General features: G+C 42.9%; 11 protein-coding genes and 3 pseudogenes. 7 read left to right on the top strand and 7 right to left on the bottom strand.

The genetic code is table 11. From position 1 onward, the window contains the following. Nucleotides 1–37: 37 nt before the first annotated feature. On the bottom strand, nt 38–1,234 hold the full coding sequence (locus BIT28_RS06145; RefSeq protein WP_075762766.1) for an RtcB family protein: 1,197 nt from the start codon (nt 1,232–1,234) through the stop codon (nt 38–40). Nucleotides 1,235–1,621: 387 nt separating this feature from the next. Here BIT28_RS06145 and BIT28_RS06140 point away from each other — a divergent pair, with 387 nt between their 5' ends. Further along, the gene (locus BIT28_RS06140; protein ID WP_075762765.1) at nt 1,622–2,017 is read left to right on the top strand and encodes a hypothetical protein; all 396 of its coding nucleotides are present in this window, start codon (nt 1,622–1,624) and stop codon (nt 2,015–2,017) included. A 140-nt stretch (nt 2,018–2,157) separates the two neighbouring features. Here the strand turns inward: BIT28_RS06140 and BIT28_RS06135 are convergent, their stop codons facing one another. Continuing rightward, on the bottom strand, nt 2,158–3,258 hold the full coding sequence (locus BIT28_RS06135) for an HD domain-containing phosphohydrolase (protein WP_175577495.1): 1,101 nt from the start codon (nt 3,256–3,258) through the stop codon (nt 2,158–2,160). 394 nt (nt 3,259–3,652) lie between these two features. Between BIT28_RS06135 and BIT28_RS06130 the strand changes: the two genes are divergently transcribed. Beyond that, nucleotides 3,653–4,711: a permease gene (locus tag BIT28_RS06130; protein ID WP_075762763.1), complete on the top strand. Its 1,059-nt coding sequence runs from the start codon at nt 3,653–3,655 to the stop codon at nt 4,709–4,711. 86 nt (nt 4,712–4,797) lie between these two features. Here the strand turns inward: BIT28_RS06130 and BIT28_RS29260 are convergent. Beyond that, nucleotides 4,798–4,881 (bottom strand): annotated as a pseudogene (locus tag BIT28_RS29260) (NAD(P)-dependent oxidoreductase); the annotation flags it as partial. Between the two features lie 5 nt (nt 4,882–4,886). On the opposite strand from BIT28_RS29260, the pseudogene BIT28_RS29925 reads away from it, so the two are divergent. Then, a pseudogene (locus tag BIT28_RS29925) lies at nt 4,887–5,045 on the top strand (LysR family transcriptional regulator); the annotation flags it as partial. A gap of 255 nt (nt 5,046–5,300) precedes the next feature. Then, nucleotides 5,301–7,670 (top strand): hypothetical protein, encoded by a 2,370-nt coding sequence (locus BIT28_RS06125; RefSeq protein ID WP_075762762.1) that lies wholly within the window; start codon nt 5,301–5,303, stop codon nt 7,668–7,670. 129 nt (nt 7,671–7,799) lie between these two features. Here BIT28_RS06125 and BIT28_RS06120 read toward each other — a convergent pair whose 3' ends face one another. Beyond that, nucleotides 7,800–10,478, bottom strand: coding sequence for an Ig domain-containing protein (locus BIT28_RS06120; RefSeq protein WP_075762761.1), 2,679 nt, complete (start codon nt 10,476–10,478; stop codon nt 7,800–7,802). Between the two features lie 743 nt (nt 10,479–11,221). Between BIT28_RS06120 and BIT28_RS28980 the strand changes: the two are divergent. The 3 genes and pseudogenes from BIT28_RS28980 to BIT28_RS06100 form a co-directional block, all read left to right on the top strand. Next, nucleotides 11,222–11,619: pseudogene (locus tag BIT28_RS28980) on the top strand (polysaccharide deacetylase family protein); the annotation flags it as partial. A gap of 283 nt (nt 11,620–11,902) precedes the next feature. Then, the gene (locus BIT28_RS06105) at nt 11,903–12,694 is read left to right on the top strand and encodes an MlaA family lipoprotein (RefSeq protein WP_245823657.1); all 792 of its coding nucleotides are present in this window, start codon (nt 11,903–11,905) and stop codon (nt 12,692–12,694) included. 306 nt (nt 12,695–13,000) lie between these two features. Next, nucleotides 13,001–13,462 carry a YgiW/YdeI family stress tolerance OB fold protein gene (locus tag BIT28_RS06100; RefSeq protein WP_075762758.1) on the top strand — a complete coding sequence of 154 codons (462 nt, stop codon included), beginning with the start codon at nt 13,001–13,003 and terminating at the stop codon, nt 13,460–13,462. A gap of 538 nt (nt 13,463–14,000) precedes the next feature. Here BIT28_RS06100 and BIT28_RS06095 read toward each other — a convergent pair. The 3 genes from BIT28_RS06095 to BIT28_RS29795 all read right to left on the bottom strand — a co-directional run. Further along, on the bottom strand, nt 14,001–14,585 hold the full coding sequence (locus BIT28_RS06095; protein WP_075762757.1) for a TMEM175 family protein: 585 nt from the start codon (nt 14,583–14,585) through the stop codon (nt 14,001–14,003). Between the two features lie 47 nt (nt 14,586–14,632). Further along, nucleotides 14,633–16,099 carry a multicopper oxidase family protein gene (locus BIT28_RS06090; protein ID WP_075762756.1) on the bottom strand — a complete coding sequence of 489 codons (1,467 nt, stop codon included), beginning with the start codon at nt 16,097–16,099 and terminating at the stop codon, nt 14,633–14,635. 40 nt (nt 16,100–16,139) lie between these two features. Further along, nucleotides 16,140–16,323 (bottom strand): hypothetical protein (locus BIT28_RS29795; protein WP_217696620.1); only part of this gene is annotated, 184 nt, incomplete at its 5' end.

Here is a 16,323-nt window from a genome sequence, read left to right as displayed (position 1 = left end):
TTGACGGTCGAGTAACCAGCCTTTGTTATAAGTATAATTAACCCTTGATATTGACTATCTGTCGCAGGGCATGGACCACCTCAACCAAGTCACTCTGGTTTTTCATTACCGTATCTATATCCTTGTATGCTTGTGGGATCTCATCTATCACACCTTTGTCTTTACGGCACTCAACACCGGCTGTCTGCTCTCTCAGATCTTGCACCGTGTATTGCTTTTTCGCCTGAGTGCGAGACAGCCTTCGACCAGCGCCATGGCTACAGCTGAAAAATGACTCCGGATTGCCTTTTCCGCGCACAACGTAAGAACAGGTGCCCATACTGCCGGGGATCACCCCCAAATCCCCCATCGCAGCCCGAATCGCTCCTTTACGGGTTACCCATACTTCTCGGCCAAAATGCACTTCACGTTCAATATAGTTATGGTGGCAGTTAATCGCTTCTTGGGTTACTGAAAAGTCTGGCAGGTAACGAGCGAGGATCCGAAGCGCAGCCTTCATCATCAGTTCACGGTTTATACGAGCATATTCCTGTGCCCAGCTCACCGCCTCGATGTAACCGTGATAATAACGAGCACCTTCCTGGATATAAGCCAAATCTGCATCAGGCAAGTGAATATGATGCCGCTCCATATCCCGTTTGGCCTGGGCAATAAAATAGCGACCAATCGCATTGCCTATCCCCCGGCTTCCAGAGTGCAGCATGACCCATAAGTTATCCGACTCATCGAGGCAGAGTTCGAAAAAGTGGTTTCCTCCTCCCAACGTGCCTGCTTGATATGCCCAGCGCCCCGGTTTAATCATTTTTCGTAACTCCGGATTTTCCTGCACGATCTTGTCCAGCCCCTTGGCCAACTCAGAGTCTCCCCTGATCTTGGCAGTCTGGTGCTCATGGCCAGGTCCAACCGGAATAACCGACTCAATTGCGTAGCGAAGTTCTTTGAGATTATCGGGCAGGTCCGAAGCTGTCAGCGACAGACGAGCAGCATTGATACCGCAACCAATATCGACACCGACAGCGGCGGGTATGATAGCTTTCACCGTCGAAATAACACTGCCAATCGTCGCCCCTTTACCCAGGTGGACATCAGGCATTCCGGCAACATGATGATAAATGAACGGCAAAGAAGCGGTTCTTTTAAGCTGCTCGCCAGTCTGCACATCAATATCAGTGGTCCACACTTTTACCGGATGGAGCTGTTGTTCAGTCGGAGGATAAACAGTAAGCACAGGCATAGTATTCGCCTCGTTGCGTGATGACGCCCAGCAACTACTCTACACATTATAGGCCTATATGGCATTAACCTATATTTCTTATTATTTTTTATATATTTAGAATAACATCACTAAACATCATTATTAATAATGCATGAAATAAATACTTTTTCGTCACAAATCTATTTTTCAATGAAATGAGTAATTTATCATTGCACCATAACGTGAATTGTTGATACTATTTTAAGCAGATAAAGAGAGCCCAGCATTAAATTGACGACAGGTTTAAACGCTACCATATGCTTATTTAGCCTAACCAGAGATAAGCTAAATAAGCATTTTTACTTAAAATACAAAATCTTGGGCAGATATAAAGTATTAACTGACAGACTATGCAAGGGATGCAATATGCTATCAAAGCTATTTGGTCGCACAAATAAGAAGAATAAACAGGACAACGTTGCCTCTTCAAATAAAGTGAGAAAAAGCGACTTAGCCACTGTTCGCTGCATTCACTCTAAAGACCCAGTAAAGCAAATAAAACCAAATGCATACATTCATATTGGTCAACACAAGGCGGTAACCGTTTGTTCTAAGTGTAACCGAACGGCTATGGCATCTGCCCAGTCAGACTTAAAGCCGTGTCCGGATTGCGGTGGGAAAGTACTGCGCGGGACAGGAAGAAATGTTGACGAGTTAGCGAAATTTGTCGCCAAATGGGAGCACAATCAATGGGTTTTCTCAACATCCAGCCCACTGCCGCCCTATCTGGACCGAAGCAAAAAATGGAATTTCTACCTATAAACCATCAACAATTACTACGTTAAAGTTCGTTCCAAGTTTATAAACTTTACTAAAATGTACGCTATGCACTAATAAATGGCATATCATCCCCCCTGATATGTAAGCTATCATCTTTTGATTTAGCGCGTAAACATCTATTATCAGGCAGAAATAACACATCTATTATCAATAGATGCAGCTGAACCCTTTTCACTTACATTATTAAAATAAAGCACCAACGCCTCCACACAAAGCGGATCAAGTTTATTCCTTTGAACCATTTTATTTAGCTCATAAAGCGCTTCTTCAACTGACCAAGCTTTTTTATAGGGGCGCTCACTGGTCAGAGCATCAAATATATCTGCAACGGTAACAATTCGTGAAAAAATATTAATTTCATCCGCTGCTAATCCATTCGGATATCCTGAACCGTCAAGCATCTCATGATGGACTCCTATAATATGCCGGATCATTTGATATGCATCATGCTGCCTGACCTTATCATCACAAACAGCATTGACCATTTCCAGGCCATACTCAACATGCCGCTTCATGACAGCATATTCATCGGTCGTTAAAGGTCCTGCTTTTAACAGTATGTTATCGGGAATGCCGATCTTGCCGATATCGTGCAACGGAGAAAACTTGATGAGGTAATACATTTCCCGATCTGTAATCTCGACAGTGTTGGCGACATAGGAAGATATTATACGTGTTAACTCCATCAAGCGAATACAATGCAGCGCAGTCCCCTTGTCCCTGATCTCAGAAGCTTTATCAGCAAACTTGCTCAAAGAAACAATCTTGTCAAACATAATCCTTTCTTGATAGATGCCTGTTTGTATCTCCTCAACAGCATCCCTCAACAACGCCAACATTTGTTCGTCAAAGTATGATTTTCTCTTTGAATTAAAGAATATAAAGCCAAGAAAGTCACCACTGAAGAAAACTGGAACAGTATAAGATGAAAACAATTTGTTCCTCATCAGCCATGCATTTGCCCCGCCCTTTTTGTATTCAAGGTAACAAGAGTAGTCATCGACCACCCTGGGTTTTCTAGTCTGCACTAATTGACTCAATGACAACGAGGTGTTGAGCCTTTTGCTATGATGACTGAGAGCAACACTTCCCACCGTCGAGTCGACATATGTACGAATATGCTCCTCATCAAGCAAAGCAATCGAGATCCGGCTTAGTTCTGCTAAGCCAGAATCCAACAATTTTCTGTGAAGTTGCCTAACGGTGTCCTTTAGCGTTGCCACATTAGCCTCGATAATCACTTAAATGCTGTGCAATTGTAATCATTTAGTAACAGAGAAAAAGAATCGGTATCACAAATTCATCAATTTGTATTGAATTCATTCACCACATAAATAGATATTGCTCCACAAGCCGTGAAAAACAAATGAATAAACACTGTAAGACTTACCTTCCAACTACCTATGGAAACATGAAAGATAATCATCCGTTAAGCTTTAACACGCTAACCTTTAGTCGACGGCAAGAAGCTCAAAGAGATTAAAGTTTACTTATCAATACCTTAAATCTAACACTGCCACTAATTCGATAAATCTAGAAATAACGTATTGACAGTTATCAACCTTCCCCCTATATTTCCACACATGTCGAAACATTACTTCTTACTAGGCAACGGTTATGAGTCCTGAAATTATTACGATGTTAAAAGAAGCGGCAGACATGTTTGTGTTCCTAGCCGCAGAGCTAACCATTCTCTTTCTTGTCGTCAGCTATCTGGTTGGTATTCTGCAGGAGTTCCTAACTCCCGAGAAAATCCAGTCAATCCTAAGCTCTCGCAAAGGCAAAGGGTATGTGATTGCAGCGCTACTTGGTGCGATTACACCATTTTGCTCTTGCTCGACGATCCCTTTCCTGAAAGGTCTGCTTCGAGCCCGTGCAGGTTTTGGTCCGATGATGGTATTCCTGTTTGGTAGCCCATTATTAAACCCTGTCATTATCGGTCTGTTCGTCGTGACCTTCGGTGTCAAAGTCGCTGTTTTCTATTTCCTTGTTGCAATGGTGGTATCGGTAACAGCAGGTTTTGTACTGGAAAAACTGGGCTTCGAGCGATATGTACGTAAAGAAGCTTACGAGACAGCAGATAGCGGCTCTAGCTGTGGTACATCTTGCGGTGAGACAGCTCCTGCATCTTCTTGTGGTGATGCCAAGCCTGCAGTATCAAGTTGTGCTACAAAGTCAGCGCCGGCAACAACATCACGCTGTGATTCAAGCGCCTCAGTCGAGGTCAATGCGTGTGGCGAAGCGGTTTTAACCGTCAAAGAAGAGAGTCGTTGGATGCGTGTATGGCGTGCAACATGGAAGGACTTTAAACAAGTATTTCCTTACTTGCTTGCAGGTATCTTGCTTGGCTCGTTCATTTACGGCTTCATCCCGACGGACATGATTGCGAAATATGCGGGTGCCGCTAACTGGTATGCGATTCCTGTTGCCGCGGTAATTGGTATTCCTCTATACATTCGCGCAGAAGCTGTTATTCCGCTAAGTGCTGCGTTGGTACAGAAAGGGATGGCTCTTGGCTCGGTAATGGCACTGATCATCGGCAGCGCGGGGGCAAGCTTAACCGAAGTTATTCTGCTGAAGTCTATCTTCAAAAACCAAATGATAGCCGCATTCCTTACCGTTATCCTCGGTATGGCTATCGGAGCTGGTTACCTGTATACCTACCTATTTGGCTAATCCTGCCTGCAATTAACCATCGACGCCTCCCTTCCGGGAGGCGTTTTTGTATGTAGCGGCTAAACATGGCAGCGAATATGTACACTCTAGTAAGCCACACCAATACGCTGATTTGGGTAATTGCCGGCCTCTAGCTCGTCAATCATAGCAACAGCATAGCCACTCACGGAAAAGCAGTGGCCAGCTCATCCCTTTGCTGACTGACTACACCATTCCAAACCATTCACTTTGGGCTGTCTACTTATCGAGAAGCTATCAGCTCCCTGTTGTTCGCCAATTCATCGATTATATAGCCGAGTGTTGGAGAGAAGATATAAGATCAAGTAGTCTTTAATAACTATCGAACACTTCAGCAAAGTAATAACAATCACCCAAAGCCAACATATATTGCATACGATCACACTTTGTCGTCTACACAATTAATTTAAACTGTATGCAATTATTTTATAAATTACATTTCTCTGTTGCATTTATTTTTCACCCATACATAAAGTGATCGCAGCAATATTTAAGGATATGCAATTTGAAGATATAAAACCTTGCGGGCATTATTTTGGTGAATCTTTTTGCCTATCAACAAAGAATAATTATGAATAATAAAACCATATTAGCTTTATCAGTGGCTTCTGCATTACTCACAGGATGTGGTGGAGGTGATAGTCAGTCACCAAAGACGCAGCCGGATGCGAGTACATTTAAAGTATCAGGTTCAGCGTTTGATTCTGATTATATTAGCAACGCAGCCGTTTGCTTAGACTTTAATATCCTGCAGTCTTGCGAAAGTGGCTTCACGACAAAAACAGATACAAATGGTAATTTTAAATTCGACGTGCCAGAGTCGTATCTTAACCAATTATCTCGTGCAGTTGTAACTGTTGAAATCGAGCCAAGCTCGGCACCAACAAAGTCTGAAAAGTCATCGGAAAGCACAACGACACCAAGCTACCAGACACTTCTAGCTCTCTCGTCAGACCGACAATCTGTATATATCTCACCTTTTACGACTCAGGTAACCGATAAAGTTATTTTGAAAGGTGCAAGACAAGGTCAGGATATTGAAGCCGTTGTTGCTCAGGTGATCCCCGAAGTAAAAGAAATGAACAAAATGTCTGCTGTATCAGACAAAATCTTGTTCGGCAATTATCTGGGAACGCAAAACAACATTGTAACTGCGATCGTTTCAAAAGCTGAAAAAAGTAAGCAGTGGCGTCAACGTGCTGCGGAAATAAGGAAAACACTAAAAAGCGATCCTGCCTATTCTGAGTGGCAAACAATTAAACCTATTGTATGGAATGTGTACCAATATGCTTATCATACCAATGAGTATATTGAACGTTATGAAGAATATGTATATTTATCTAAGCTCGTAAATGGAAAAACCATCGAGCGATATGAAGGACAGCAATGGCTATTAGATGGTTCAGGTCAACAGGATTTGTCATCCAAGCTGCAAACTTACCAAGAAGATAAAATTTGGACAGATAATACGTTAGAAATACATACCACTTGGGAATTTGATTACAACCAGGACGGCAGTTTTGACTTGAAAGGCGAAAAGCTTACCAGCGGTAATTATAAGGTCAATAAGCAAGGTGAATTATCGATTTCTCAGCTAGAGCTTTACAACGAAGGTGACCCGTCTGCAGAGGGTGGTGCGATCCAGAAACGTGAATATTGTAATAACTTAGATCTCTCTGCTGAATTAGCCAAATACAAGAATGGAGAGGATCTCGACACCTGTGTTGATATGGTCCAGATACGCGAGTTTGGCAACCATAAAGATAAAGTAAAAGGCTTTGTCTCCACAGATGCCATGTCAGAGTATAAAAAGCCGAATGATGATATAACCCAGCCTATTAACACTGACTACATTGCCTATTTTGAGAATCGAGAGTTTTACTGGACTTTAGATGGCGGGCAAGGAACCAATATTTATAAAGACTGGGATGCCAAGAGTAAGTCATCATTTAAACTAGACAGAAGCCCATTTAATTCTCTAAGTGAAAACTATGTCGATGCAGAAGGCTACCTTCATCGTCTAGTTAGTGACCCATTCTGGCCTGGACCTTCTCAGAAAACAGATGAGAATACCTCAACAATTAAGTTACTTGGTCAATGGAACCCAGTTAGTTGGGGGAAATATGCTCCGGGATTCGCTTCCGAAAAGTTTGACAATAGCAGCTCATCGGAAACGTATGACATTGTTATTTCCCCGACCGATCACTCGCAACAGTGGGATAATAACCGTCAGGATAATGTGACACTGAACTTACCGTTCCTGGATGAGAACAACCAGCCGGTACCTGTAGTAACAGTGAAGCAAGCTTGGGATGAATCGCGTAAAGTCATGACAGCAGATACTAAGTTCTTCCCGATTACACCAGATACAAATCATGCTTTGACCGCAGATTTAGGACCAAAGACAACGGTATCTGTGGATACATCTGTTCAATATTCAGGGAAAGTACAGGGTCTTGATACTGCAGAGCAAACTGTGTTGGTTGATGAGCAGGCTCATTTAAATAACATGCCTGCATTTTCACAAAGCTATTTCAATGAAACAGTAAAATGGACAGTTACGAGCGACAACTTACCTTCGGAATTGATGAGTTTACTGTTTAACAATGGTAATAACTTTACGTTCTCAGAAAGTACGACTACTGACTATACTGCACTTAATTCATCTTTCTGCTGGGATAAAGATCTTAACAGTGTCGCGATGGATTTAACCCATAATACCGGTGGTGATATCGTAGTGACTGCCTACTGCGAAGGTAACTGGGTTGATAATGAGTTTGGTAACAACAACAGTATTCCTAGTCAGTACTTGTTACGCATGACCGACCAACTCAATACCGACGGGATGTTCAAAGCAGAGCTCCTGATGTGGAAACAGGGAGAAAGCATCTACACAGATACTCCGGATGCTTATCAACTGGAATTTACTCTCATCGACTAGGCTAGCCCTGGCAAACTATTAGCCCTAATAAACAAGCCAGCAGAAATGCTGGCTTGTTTGCTAAAGGCAACACTAGATGAGGTAGGTCATATAAACCTGTTCTGCCCCAAATAATACATAGGCAGCCCTTTACTGCGATGCCACGGCATCCTGCTCATAATCCATTAAGGCATTGTTAAAATCAGAGTAAATACGCCCAAGATTATAGTCTGGGGCTCCCAGAATCGCCCCTTCTTTTGCTGACGGATCCTGCTTGGTATACAGCTCCTGCTGAGCCTTACTCAAATCATGTATCCAACTATCGCTAGGCCCAAAAACAAGGATGCCACGTGCATTTGTCTTCGACTTGTCATAGTGATAGCTCACAGCCTTGATTTGGTCTTCAAGTGCCCATTGACTGTCCTGCCACTGTTCAAAATGCCAACTGCCGTCACCTTGGCTTGTCACTTTGTAAAGTTCATTGCGCTGAGTATCCGGTGATCCACCTGAGGTCTCATTTTGTTTTCTGGTCGCTACGATGTAGTAAGTATCAAGATCCAAAGAGTGTAAATCCGTATTGTCCCACGTTGGCTGACCAATTGGCGTCGACAGCACTATCGCTTCCATCTCTCCAACCCAATCGGGCTTGAGCTCAAAATGAGCAGAGTTAAGCGGCATTAACTGGGCTAACGGATTATCCGTTGCAGCATCAGCAGCAAAACTGGCCTTTATAATGCAGTCAAAACCGTTATCATGCGCCACTGATGTAGTTACGGTTCCCTGTGCATATCCCTCTATAGCAAAAGACGCTTTCACGATATCCGTAAGGTAATATTGGTCCTTATCCCAGAGTGACTGTGGCCAGAATAATGGGTAGCAATCGCGGTCCTTAAAGCTGATCTCTGCTGAAACGAACACTGTTGTATCATTATCCCAATAGCGATAGGCCCTGGCTTCAACCGACTCTAACTTACCATTGAACAAGAATTGCCCTTTTGAACGTTTACCGGCCTGCTCTGCTGCAACCGTATTGTCGTAAAATCGCAGAACTCTCTCTTTCTTGAACCCTTCGTTGCTTTCTTCCTCGGCCTGTTCAAGAATGAAGAAGGCTCCCCAAACCATATCTGGTTGCGGATATTCACTGAAGCTGACACGTCGACCATCATCTTGATAGGTCACAAATACTTTGCCATCTTGTACCTGATACTCACCTAACAAGGTACTCTCTGCGTTTGCAACCTCACAATCGCTGCTACCCGCCACTACATGTATCTTGCCATTGGCAAATGTTACCTGCTTGCAAGCGAGGCTGTGCAAGAAATCTGATGCAACGGAGTGACGTTCGACAAGGTAGTACGGCTGTGACTCAAGTTTTGCAATCAAGTCATTGGATGCACCTTTCGCCGGTAATATCTCAGGTACAGAGAATTGAACATCGACAAACTGACGGTTAGTGGCTTCTTGCGCAATGAGAGAGATAATTTGCCCAGCCCCGGCTATCGTTGGTTCACCCTGGATCAGCCCTGTATCGGGGTTATAGCTCAAACCAGCAGGCAGGTTGGCAGTAATAATCAGTTCCTTACCTTCAGGATCGCTAAACAATGCATTCGTGTTGATGCTGACAGGCTGTTTTTGCTGCCAGGTCTGATTCGCAATATCACTATCAATCTGAGCTTTTACATTTTGATTCACAACAGGCGGGAGATTTTTCTCACTTGGCTTCACCTCGAAATCGAGTGTCAATTTCGCTTTAACGCCATCACTGTCGGTATAAGTAAGCGGAATACTGACCGCCCCGGCTACCTCAGCAACCCCCTTAACCGCAAGCTGAACGTAGTTCTCACTTGAGGTTAATGTCAATGTCAGGCCGTTGACTAACATTGTATCCAAGGTAATAGCGGAAAATGAAATAGGTTTGTCGTCATTGAACAACGAAGGGCCATAGGGCTCAACGAGTTGTAGATAAGCACCGTACTCTTCGCCTTGAATGAAACCTGCCTGCTCAAGTTCCATTTCAAGCTCAGCCTTAAGATCCAGATTTACTGTTGGCGAATAGTTGATATTCAACTGACCATCTTTATCTAAAGCCACTTCCGGGACAGGTTTGCTCCAGTCAATGCTGTTTATATCTGACTGATAACCAGGAATAGCCGTCAGATAATCTGACACATCTGTTACCACCTCTTTCTGAGACTGAAGTTTTGCCATGAGCTTCGCAACAAAGTGAATTTGAGCAAGGAGTTCTTGCCCAGAACTGGAACCCCTGGCCGATATATAATCCCCCCAAACCTGGGTCATCTCAGCATGTTGATCAAGCAGCAAGGTGCGCTTCATCATCGCCTCAACGTCAGCCTGCGCTGTGGCAAACATACTTTGCGTAATTTCAGCGCCAGCCGCAGATTCTTTTGCCAAAGAATAGGCTAGATGGGTATAAGGGGTAACAGCAACCTGGCCAGGCAAGCCATACATAGCAAAGGCATGATCGACTGTTTGGTTCGGTCGATCACTGTCGATCGTCATCCCCGGCACTGCAGTAACCAATAACGGGGCATTTTCATTCAGCCTTTTGCCCTTAAGCCTACCGTTTTCATCTGTACGGCCCAGTAGTTCTTCATCGCTACACTGTAAGTCAAGATTGATATCCTCACATACCAACGCCTTATGCAGGTAACCGTCGATAGCCAGTACGGAAAAATCAGGTTTGGTCTCAACCTGAGGTACAGATGGCTCTGCTGGCGTTGTTTTGCCGTCCCCTCCACCCGATCCCCCCCCGCAAGACGTTAGACCAATAGCCATACAAATGGCCAGACTCAGTTTAGCTCTTAACATAACCCCTAACCTTTTCAGCAAAATACGCATTTTAATTCATATGAGGTTTTACTAGGGGATATTGTCAACAACAACAGCCATGTTTAATAAACAAGGTTTATATCAAAACGCTGGTGTACAACGCTGGAGAAATGAGTCGTTTATGCCGCTTAATAACTATCGGTACGTCATAACAGCAGAGAGTATTAAAGATAGCATCCTATTAGTTAGTGGAATACTTATCACCAATGATAATTGTTATCAATAACATGAGGTGCTTATGTTTACGTTACCCTTATCATTTATAAGTGTACGAGTCAGTTGCAGAATCGAGTAGGAGATGGCCTCACGGCCTCCGTCTTCTCACACCACCGTACAAGCGTGGGTCGCATACGCCGGTTCCGAGAAACTAATCATGCGATTAGCTTAGATATTCTTCATTTAAATCCAACGCCATTACGACTTGCCTCTCTTCGTTGACCATAGTTCCATTTCCGACTTCACCATTATTGCCAACGGAGCTGTAGATTCTCGACTCTTTGTCTGAGACTCCGATCGTGTTGAGATATAATCAATCGTATATCTAAAATCTCGGTTCAGGCCTTCCCTACTCTTGTCGGTACTATGCCCTCTGCTGACTTCTTATCAATCTTCGTTCAACATCACTGCTAACCTAGTCTAAAAGACAACTGATAAGATCTCCCGGGGTAAGATGTCACTCTTTCCCATAGCTCTGCCTGATTTACATAATCACATTTCTGTTCGAGACTCAGGTAAGCCTGATGACAAACGAACAAATTAAGGCACTGGCTGACTCCAGCGTGGCTGAAATTGGTGGCCACACAATATCGCACCCTAAACTAGACAACCTTAGCCGTGATGAGCAATATCAGGAAATCATCGATAATAAAAACTGCTCGAAAAGCTTCTGTGCAAGCCGCTGACATCTTTTGCTTATCCGTTTGGTCTTCATGACGAGGACACCAAATCTATTACTCAGGATGTCGGGTACCAGTTTGCCGTCGCTGTCAACTCCGGTCCGCTACTATTCCATCAGGCCCCTTATGAGATCCGCCGGATTGGGATTTTTCCGCGTACCGATGTCTTCGGCTTATGGCGCAAAGTTCAAGGCAACTATTTATTCAGAAAAGTGAAATTCTGAGCCTGAGTAAATTTTTGCAACAGAACCCTATCGTTCACCCTGGCAGAGCAGGTGATGAATGGACAACTCAGGCCGCTAAAGCAGCTATCAGATCTGGACGAATGGTCTTAGCGTACGATTTCGTAGCGTTGGACTTCAAATCCCCTTAATGGTTAGCTCATATTGAGTTTCCTAACCATCGAGTAGTAAGTTGCTCTAAACATTTTGTTCACGCAATTGTCGTTAATATTTATGAACGATATAGCATTATTAATGCTGCTTTTTGTTTATGCAGAATAAACCATTGAAAAATTTGACCATTTTAACTTTTCTGTTAGTTTTGGGACTCTCTGGCTGTGCAGAAACGCCAAACGAAGAAGGTCTCACTGAATACGTCGAGCAAGATGCTCAGTACAATATCAAAGGCACCTATGACCCGTTTGAAGGGTTCAACCGTGCTATGTGGGATCTTAACTACGATTATCTTGATCCTTATCTAGCGCGTCCGGTATCTATTGCCTATGTGGATTACATACCATCCCCAGTTAGAACGGGTATTCGCAACTTTTTGTCCAACTTGGATGAGCCCGCGAATATGGTCAACAGCATTATCATGCTCGATGGTGAGCAAGCTGTTACCCATTTTAACCGTTTCTGGATCAACACCACCTTTGGTTTAGCCGGCTTAATCGATATAGCCTCATCTGCAGGTATCACTAAACCTGGTAATCGGGCTTTCGGTGACTCAATGGGTTATTACGGTGTAGACAATGGCTCTTATTTCATGCTCCCGCTCTATGGCCCAGTAACCCTGCGTGAAGGCGTTGGTGATACCGTTGATGGTCTCTACTTCCCGTTGAACCTGCTGACATTCTGGCAGAGCCTAGGCAAGTGGGTCTTTGAAGGCATGGAAGATCGCGCCGCACTTGTTTCTCAAGAAAGTGTGCTGAGAGACTCGCCGGATCCATACATATTCACTCGGGATGCCTACATCCAGAACAAGAATTTCCGTGCAACAGGTGGCGAAAGTGTTGCTGAAGAGCCGGAAGGTGAAGAGTATCTGGATGAATTTTTAGATGAGGTGGATGATTTTTAAATACAAAGGAGTTGGTTTCTGGCCCTTCTAGGCTTTGTTGTAGCGGGCAAGACGTTCGCCCGTCTTACAGCCCACACCATACCAGGCATTCTTGTCTTTGGAAGTAACATGATTACGTCTGTTCGGTGCCGATTTGACGTAACAGGTACAGGTTTTTAAGAGTATGATTACCTCTGTGTGATGTTACGCCCTTACCGCTGTTTTATAGACCTGAACGTAATGTGAATTATGGGTTAACTAAACATTAAGCTGCGTTCAGTAAAGTACAGATTAAAAGAAAATTGAAATCAATAATTAGCGCTGTATATGAACATTCAAAATTTAGTCGAACCAGCAAAAGAAAAAATCAATAATATTCGGGCGGACAGAAAGAAATCTTTAGCCACCGTTGTTATTCTTTCTACTTTATTGGTTGGCTCCGGTGCCGCGCTGGCATCTGATGGCGGTCATGATAAGGGGGAGTATCATACTGCAACTCAGTCTAGCATTAACTATACGGGACCAATCGATTTGGTCACTATCTCAGAATTGTCAGAAAAAGACAGTTGGTTTGAAGACCAGAGCTTTACGTTAGAACGTTATATTATTAAGCAAGTCAATGATCAAAAGTTCTTGTTTACAGATGGTGTCGATGAAACTACTATCAATTTTAGAGCTGATAGTGTTGGATCCTTCTCAGATAATGATAAAGTGAGAATTACTGGTGAATATGAAAATGAATTTTTCTCAAGCCCTCACTTTGATATCAAACAAATCTCCTTATTGTAGATTTAATCTACGCGGCAAAAGTAAGATGATAATAAAGACCGCCTCTTGGCGGCCTTTTAATTCGCCATGTTCCTTTTAACTGTTGATGAAGCGGGCTGGCTGAAGCGACGATTTTAGGTCAGCGCTGTTATTTAGTTAATGGAGTTAACAAAGTAAAATCCGGCCCTGGACATAGGGGACGTATAACCTACCGTTATCTCAATTAAAATTGATAAAAATATCACCTCTAGCCTTCGTAAGAATAAAAATTATGTTTATCTTTTAGAGTTTTTGCACAAGCTCTCAAAGAAAAGAAATATATCTCTGGTGGCTGAGGGGAGCTAAGCATTGCTTTACTACAAAGATACAATAGCCAAACACAAAACACTCAGCTTTTATATAAAACGGCCACAGTTACACTACACAAGAGTAGGATTGTTGAGCTTTTAAGAGCCAGCATTGCGTTGGCTCTTCTATACTCGATTTAGTAATCAAATTCGTTTAGGATAACGAGATAAACACCACAACCTAAAACACAATAGGATGAGTTCTCCCTCTATCACGCCAATTTTTCTTCAATCTTTCTACTCGGTATTAGCCACATGAAAACAACAATAAAGTAAGCTATAACACTGATTGGCCAATAATGAAAAGCAGCAACAATACCGATTACGTAAATCGTCATCGATAACAACGCCTTTTTTCCCAGATAGTCAACTACATGGGATAACCCTAAGCCAGACGAAGGGCAATGATTATGCTCAATACTAACCCTGTTTAGCCAAAGAAAAGCGACACTTGACATTAACAATACCATTCCATAAAACGCCATTGGAATAGCTGATTCATGGCTCTCCCCCACCCAAGAGGTCGCAACAGGAATCAGTGACAGCCAAAATAAAAAATGTAAATTTGCCCATAACGTTTTTCCGTTCACTCGTTCAAGTAATTGAAACAAATGATGGTGGTGATTCCAATAACAACCTACATATATAAAACTCACCATATAGCTTACGAATACTGGTAATATTTCTAGTAATGCTGACCATGTATATTCTTCAGGTCCCTTAAGCTCTAGGACCATAATGGTAATGATGATGGCAAGAACCCCATCGCTAAACGCTTCTAGTCTTGATGTTTTCATATTTTTCCTAACGTGATATCCAACGAATCACCTGTTCATACATAAAGTTATTCAACGGTAAACTGTCCCATCATTCCGGCATCTTCATGCTCCAGAATGTGGCAATGGTACATAAAGGGATACTCTTTAGATGCGGTCACATCGAATTTTAATACCACTTCGGTGATCCCCTCATTAACGTCAACCGTGTCTTTCCAACCACGGTCTGCTTCATTAGGAGGTGCACCATTTTGAGATACAATTAAAAATGAGGTGCCATGCATGTGGAATGGGTGACGCATCTCTTGCCCAGAAATTCGCCACAGCTCGTATTGCCCTTTCTTACTAGAATGGTTAATGGTATTCATGTCCATTGACCGCCCATTGATAGAAAACATGGAGTGGTGATTATGACTCGATACAAGGCCTTCTACCTCCACCTCACCCATTTCAAGAACGAAATTTCGCTCCACGGATACTTGATTTCGGTCGATGTCTTCAATAACGTTTAGTACATCCGCTACAGTAAGGTGCGGTTCAATCGAATCGTCAACACGTAGCTCAAGGGCTACCTGATGATCGTTTTTAAAAAATGAGAGTAAGCTCTGTTCGTCTTCTAAAAACTCAACCAACACCCTATTGCTCGCAGTATTAACCATATTGACCAAAATTTCATTTCTTTCTCCGGGTGCCATCACAAGACTTGTCATTTCTACTGGCGACTCTAGAAAACCACCATCTGTTGCAATTTTCCAAAATGAATCACCATTTTCTAAAGTGTAACTGTGATACCTCGCATTAGAACCATTTAAGAGCCTTAATCGTATCCAACCAGATGGCACATCATAATATGGAGAAATCTGACCGTTAACGACTAATGTTTCTTCTTTCAAACCTTCCATAATCTGCTCCATAGAGACAGAATAATTTCGCATAACACCATTAACAAAACTTCGGTCTTGGACAACGATAGGAATATCATCAACACCATATCTGGAAGGAACATCAAGCGAATCAGAGTTGTCATCTTCGATAATAATAAAACCTGCGACTCCAGCATGTACTTGTTCTGCTGTTTTACCCATTAGATGGGGGTGATACCAACTAGTACCTGCTTGCTGAATAATTTCGTAACTATATGTTATTGATTTTCCAGGCATAATAACATTCTGAGGACCACCATCCCATCGTCCATCAACATGCAAACCATGCCCATGAATGGTTGTAGCTTCATTCAGGTCATTGGTAAAAGTGACTTGCGTTGACTTTCCTTGGTAAAGTTTGATTGTCGGACCTAAATAGTCACCATTCACCCCCTTAGTCTCACTAGGTACTCCAGAAAAAAACTCATGACGACCTTCTTGTATAACCAGTTCAGTGGCTCGATTCTGTTTCGTGTCAATCAACTCTGGGATCATAAGCTTGTTCGTCGATGGGCTATAACTGGCCTTATTGCTATTGACGATATAAGTCGTACCAAGTAGAGAGATGCTAACAAGTGCACCTAAAAGTAATGCACTGTTTTTTAATGTCATTTTCTGCCTCTTGTTACATTTGTGTACATTAATGATATTTTTATAGCAAGAAGTCTATTCCATAAAATGTGAATACAATGTGAAAGGGGCAGTAACCGGAGAAAACATCGACAAACCGACAGACCGCAGAATCCAACACATCAAGTGCATATTCCGGAGTATTGCGACCCCTGATTCCGGGATTATCCGATCGCTCATTCCGGTTTAAACCGATCACCGATTCC

This window comes from Photobacterium proteolyticum, from assembly GCF_001939735.1.
In the GTDB taxonomy this organism is placed as follows: domain Bacteria; phylum Pseudomonadota; class Gammaproteobacteria; order Enterobacterales; family Vibrionaceae; genus Photobacterium; species Photobacterium proteolyticum.
The sequence above is the reverse complement of the archived record's forward strand: the minus strand, read 5'-3'. Positions and strand labels throughout refer to the sequence as shown.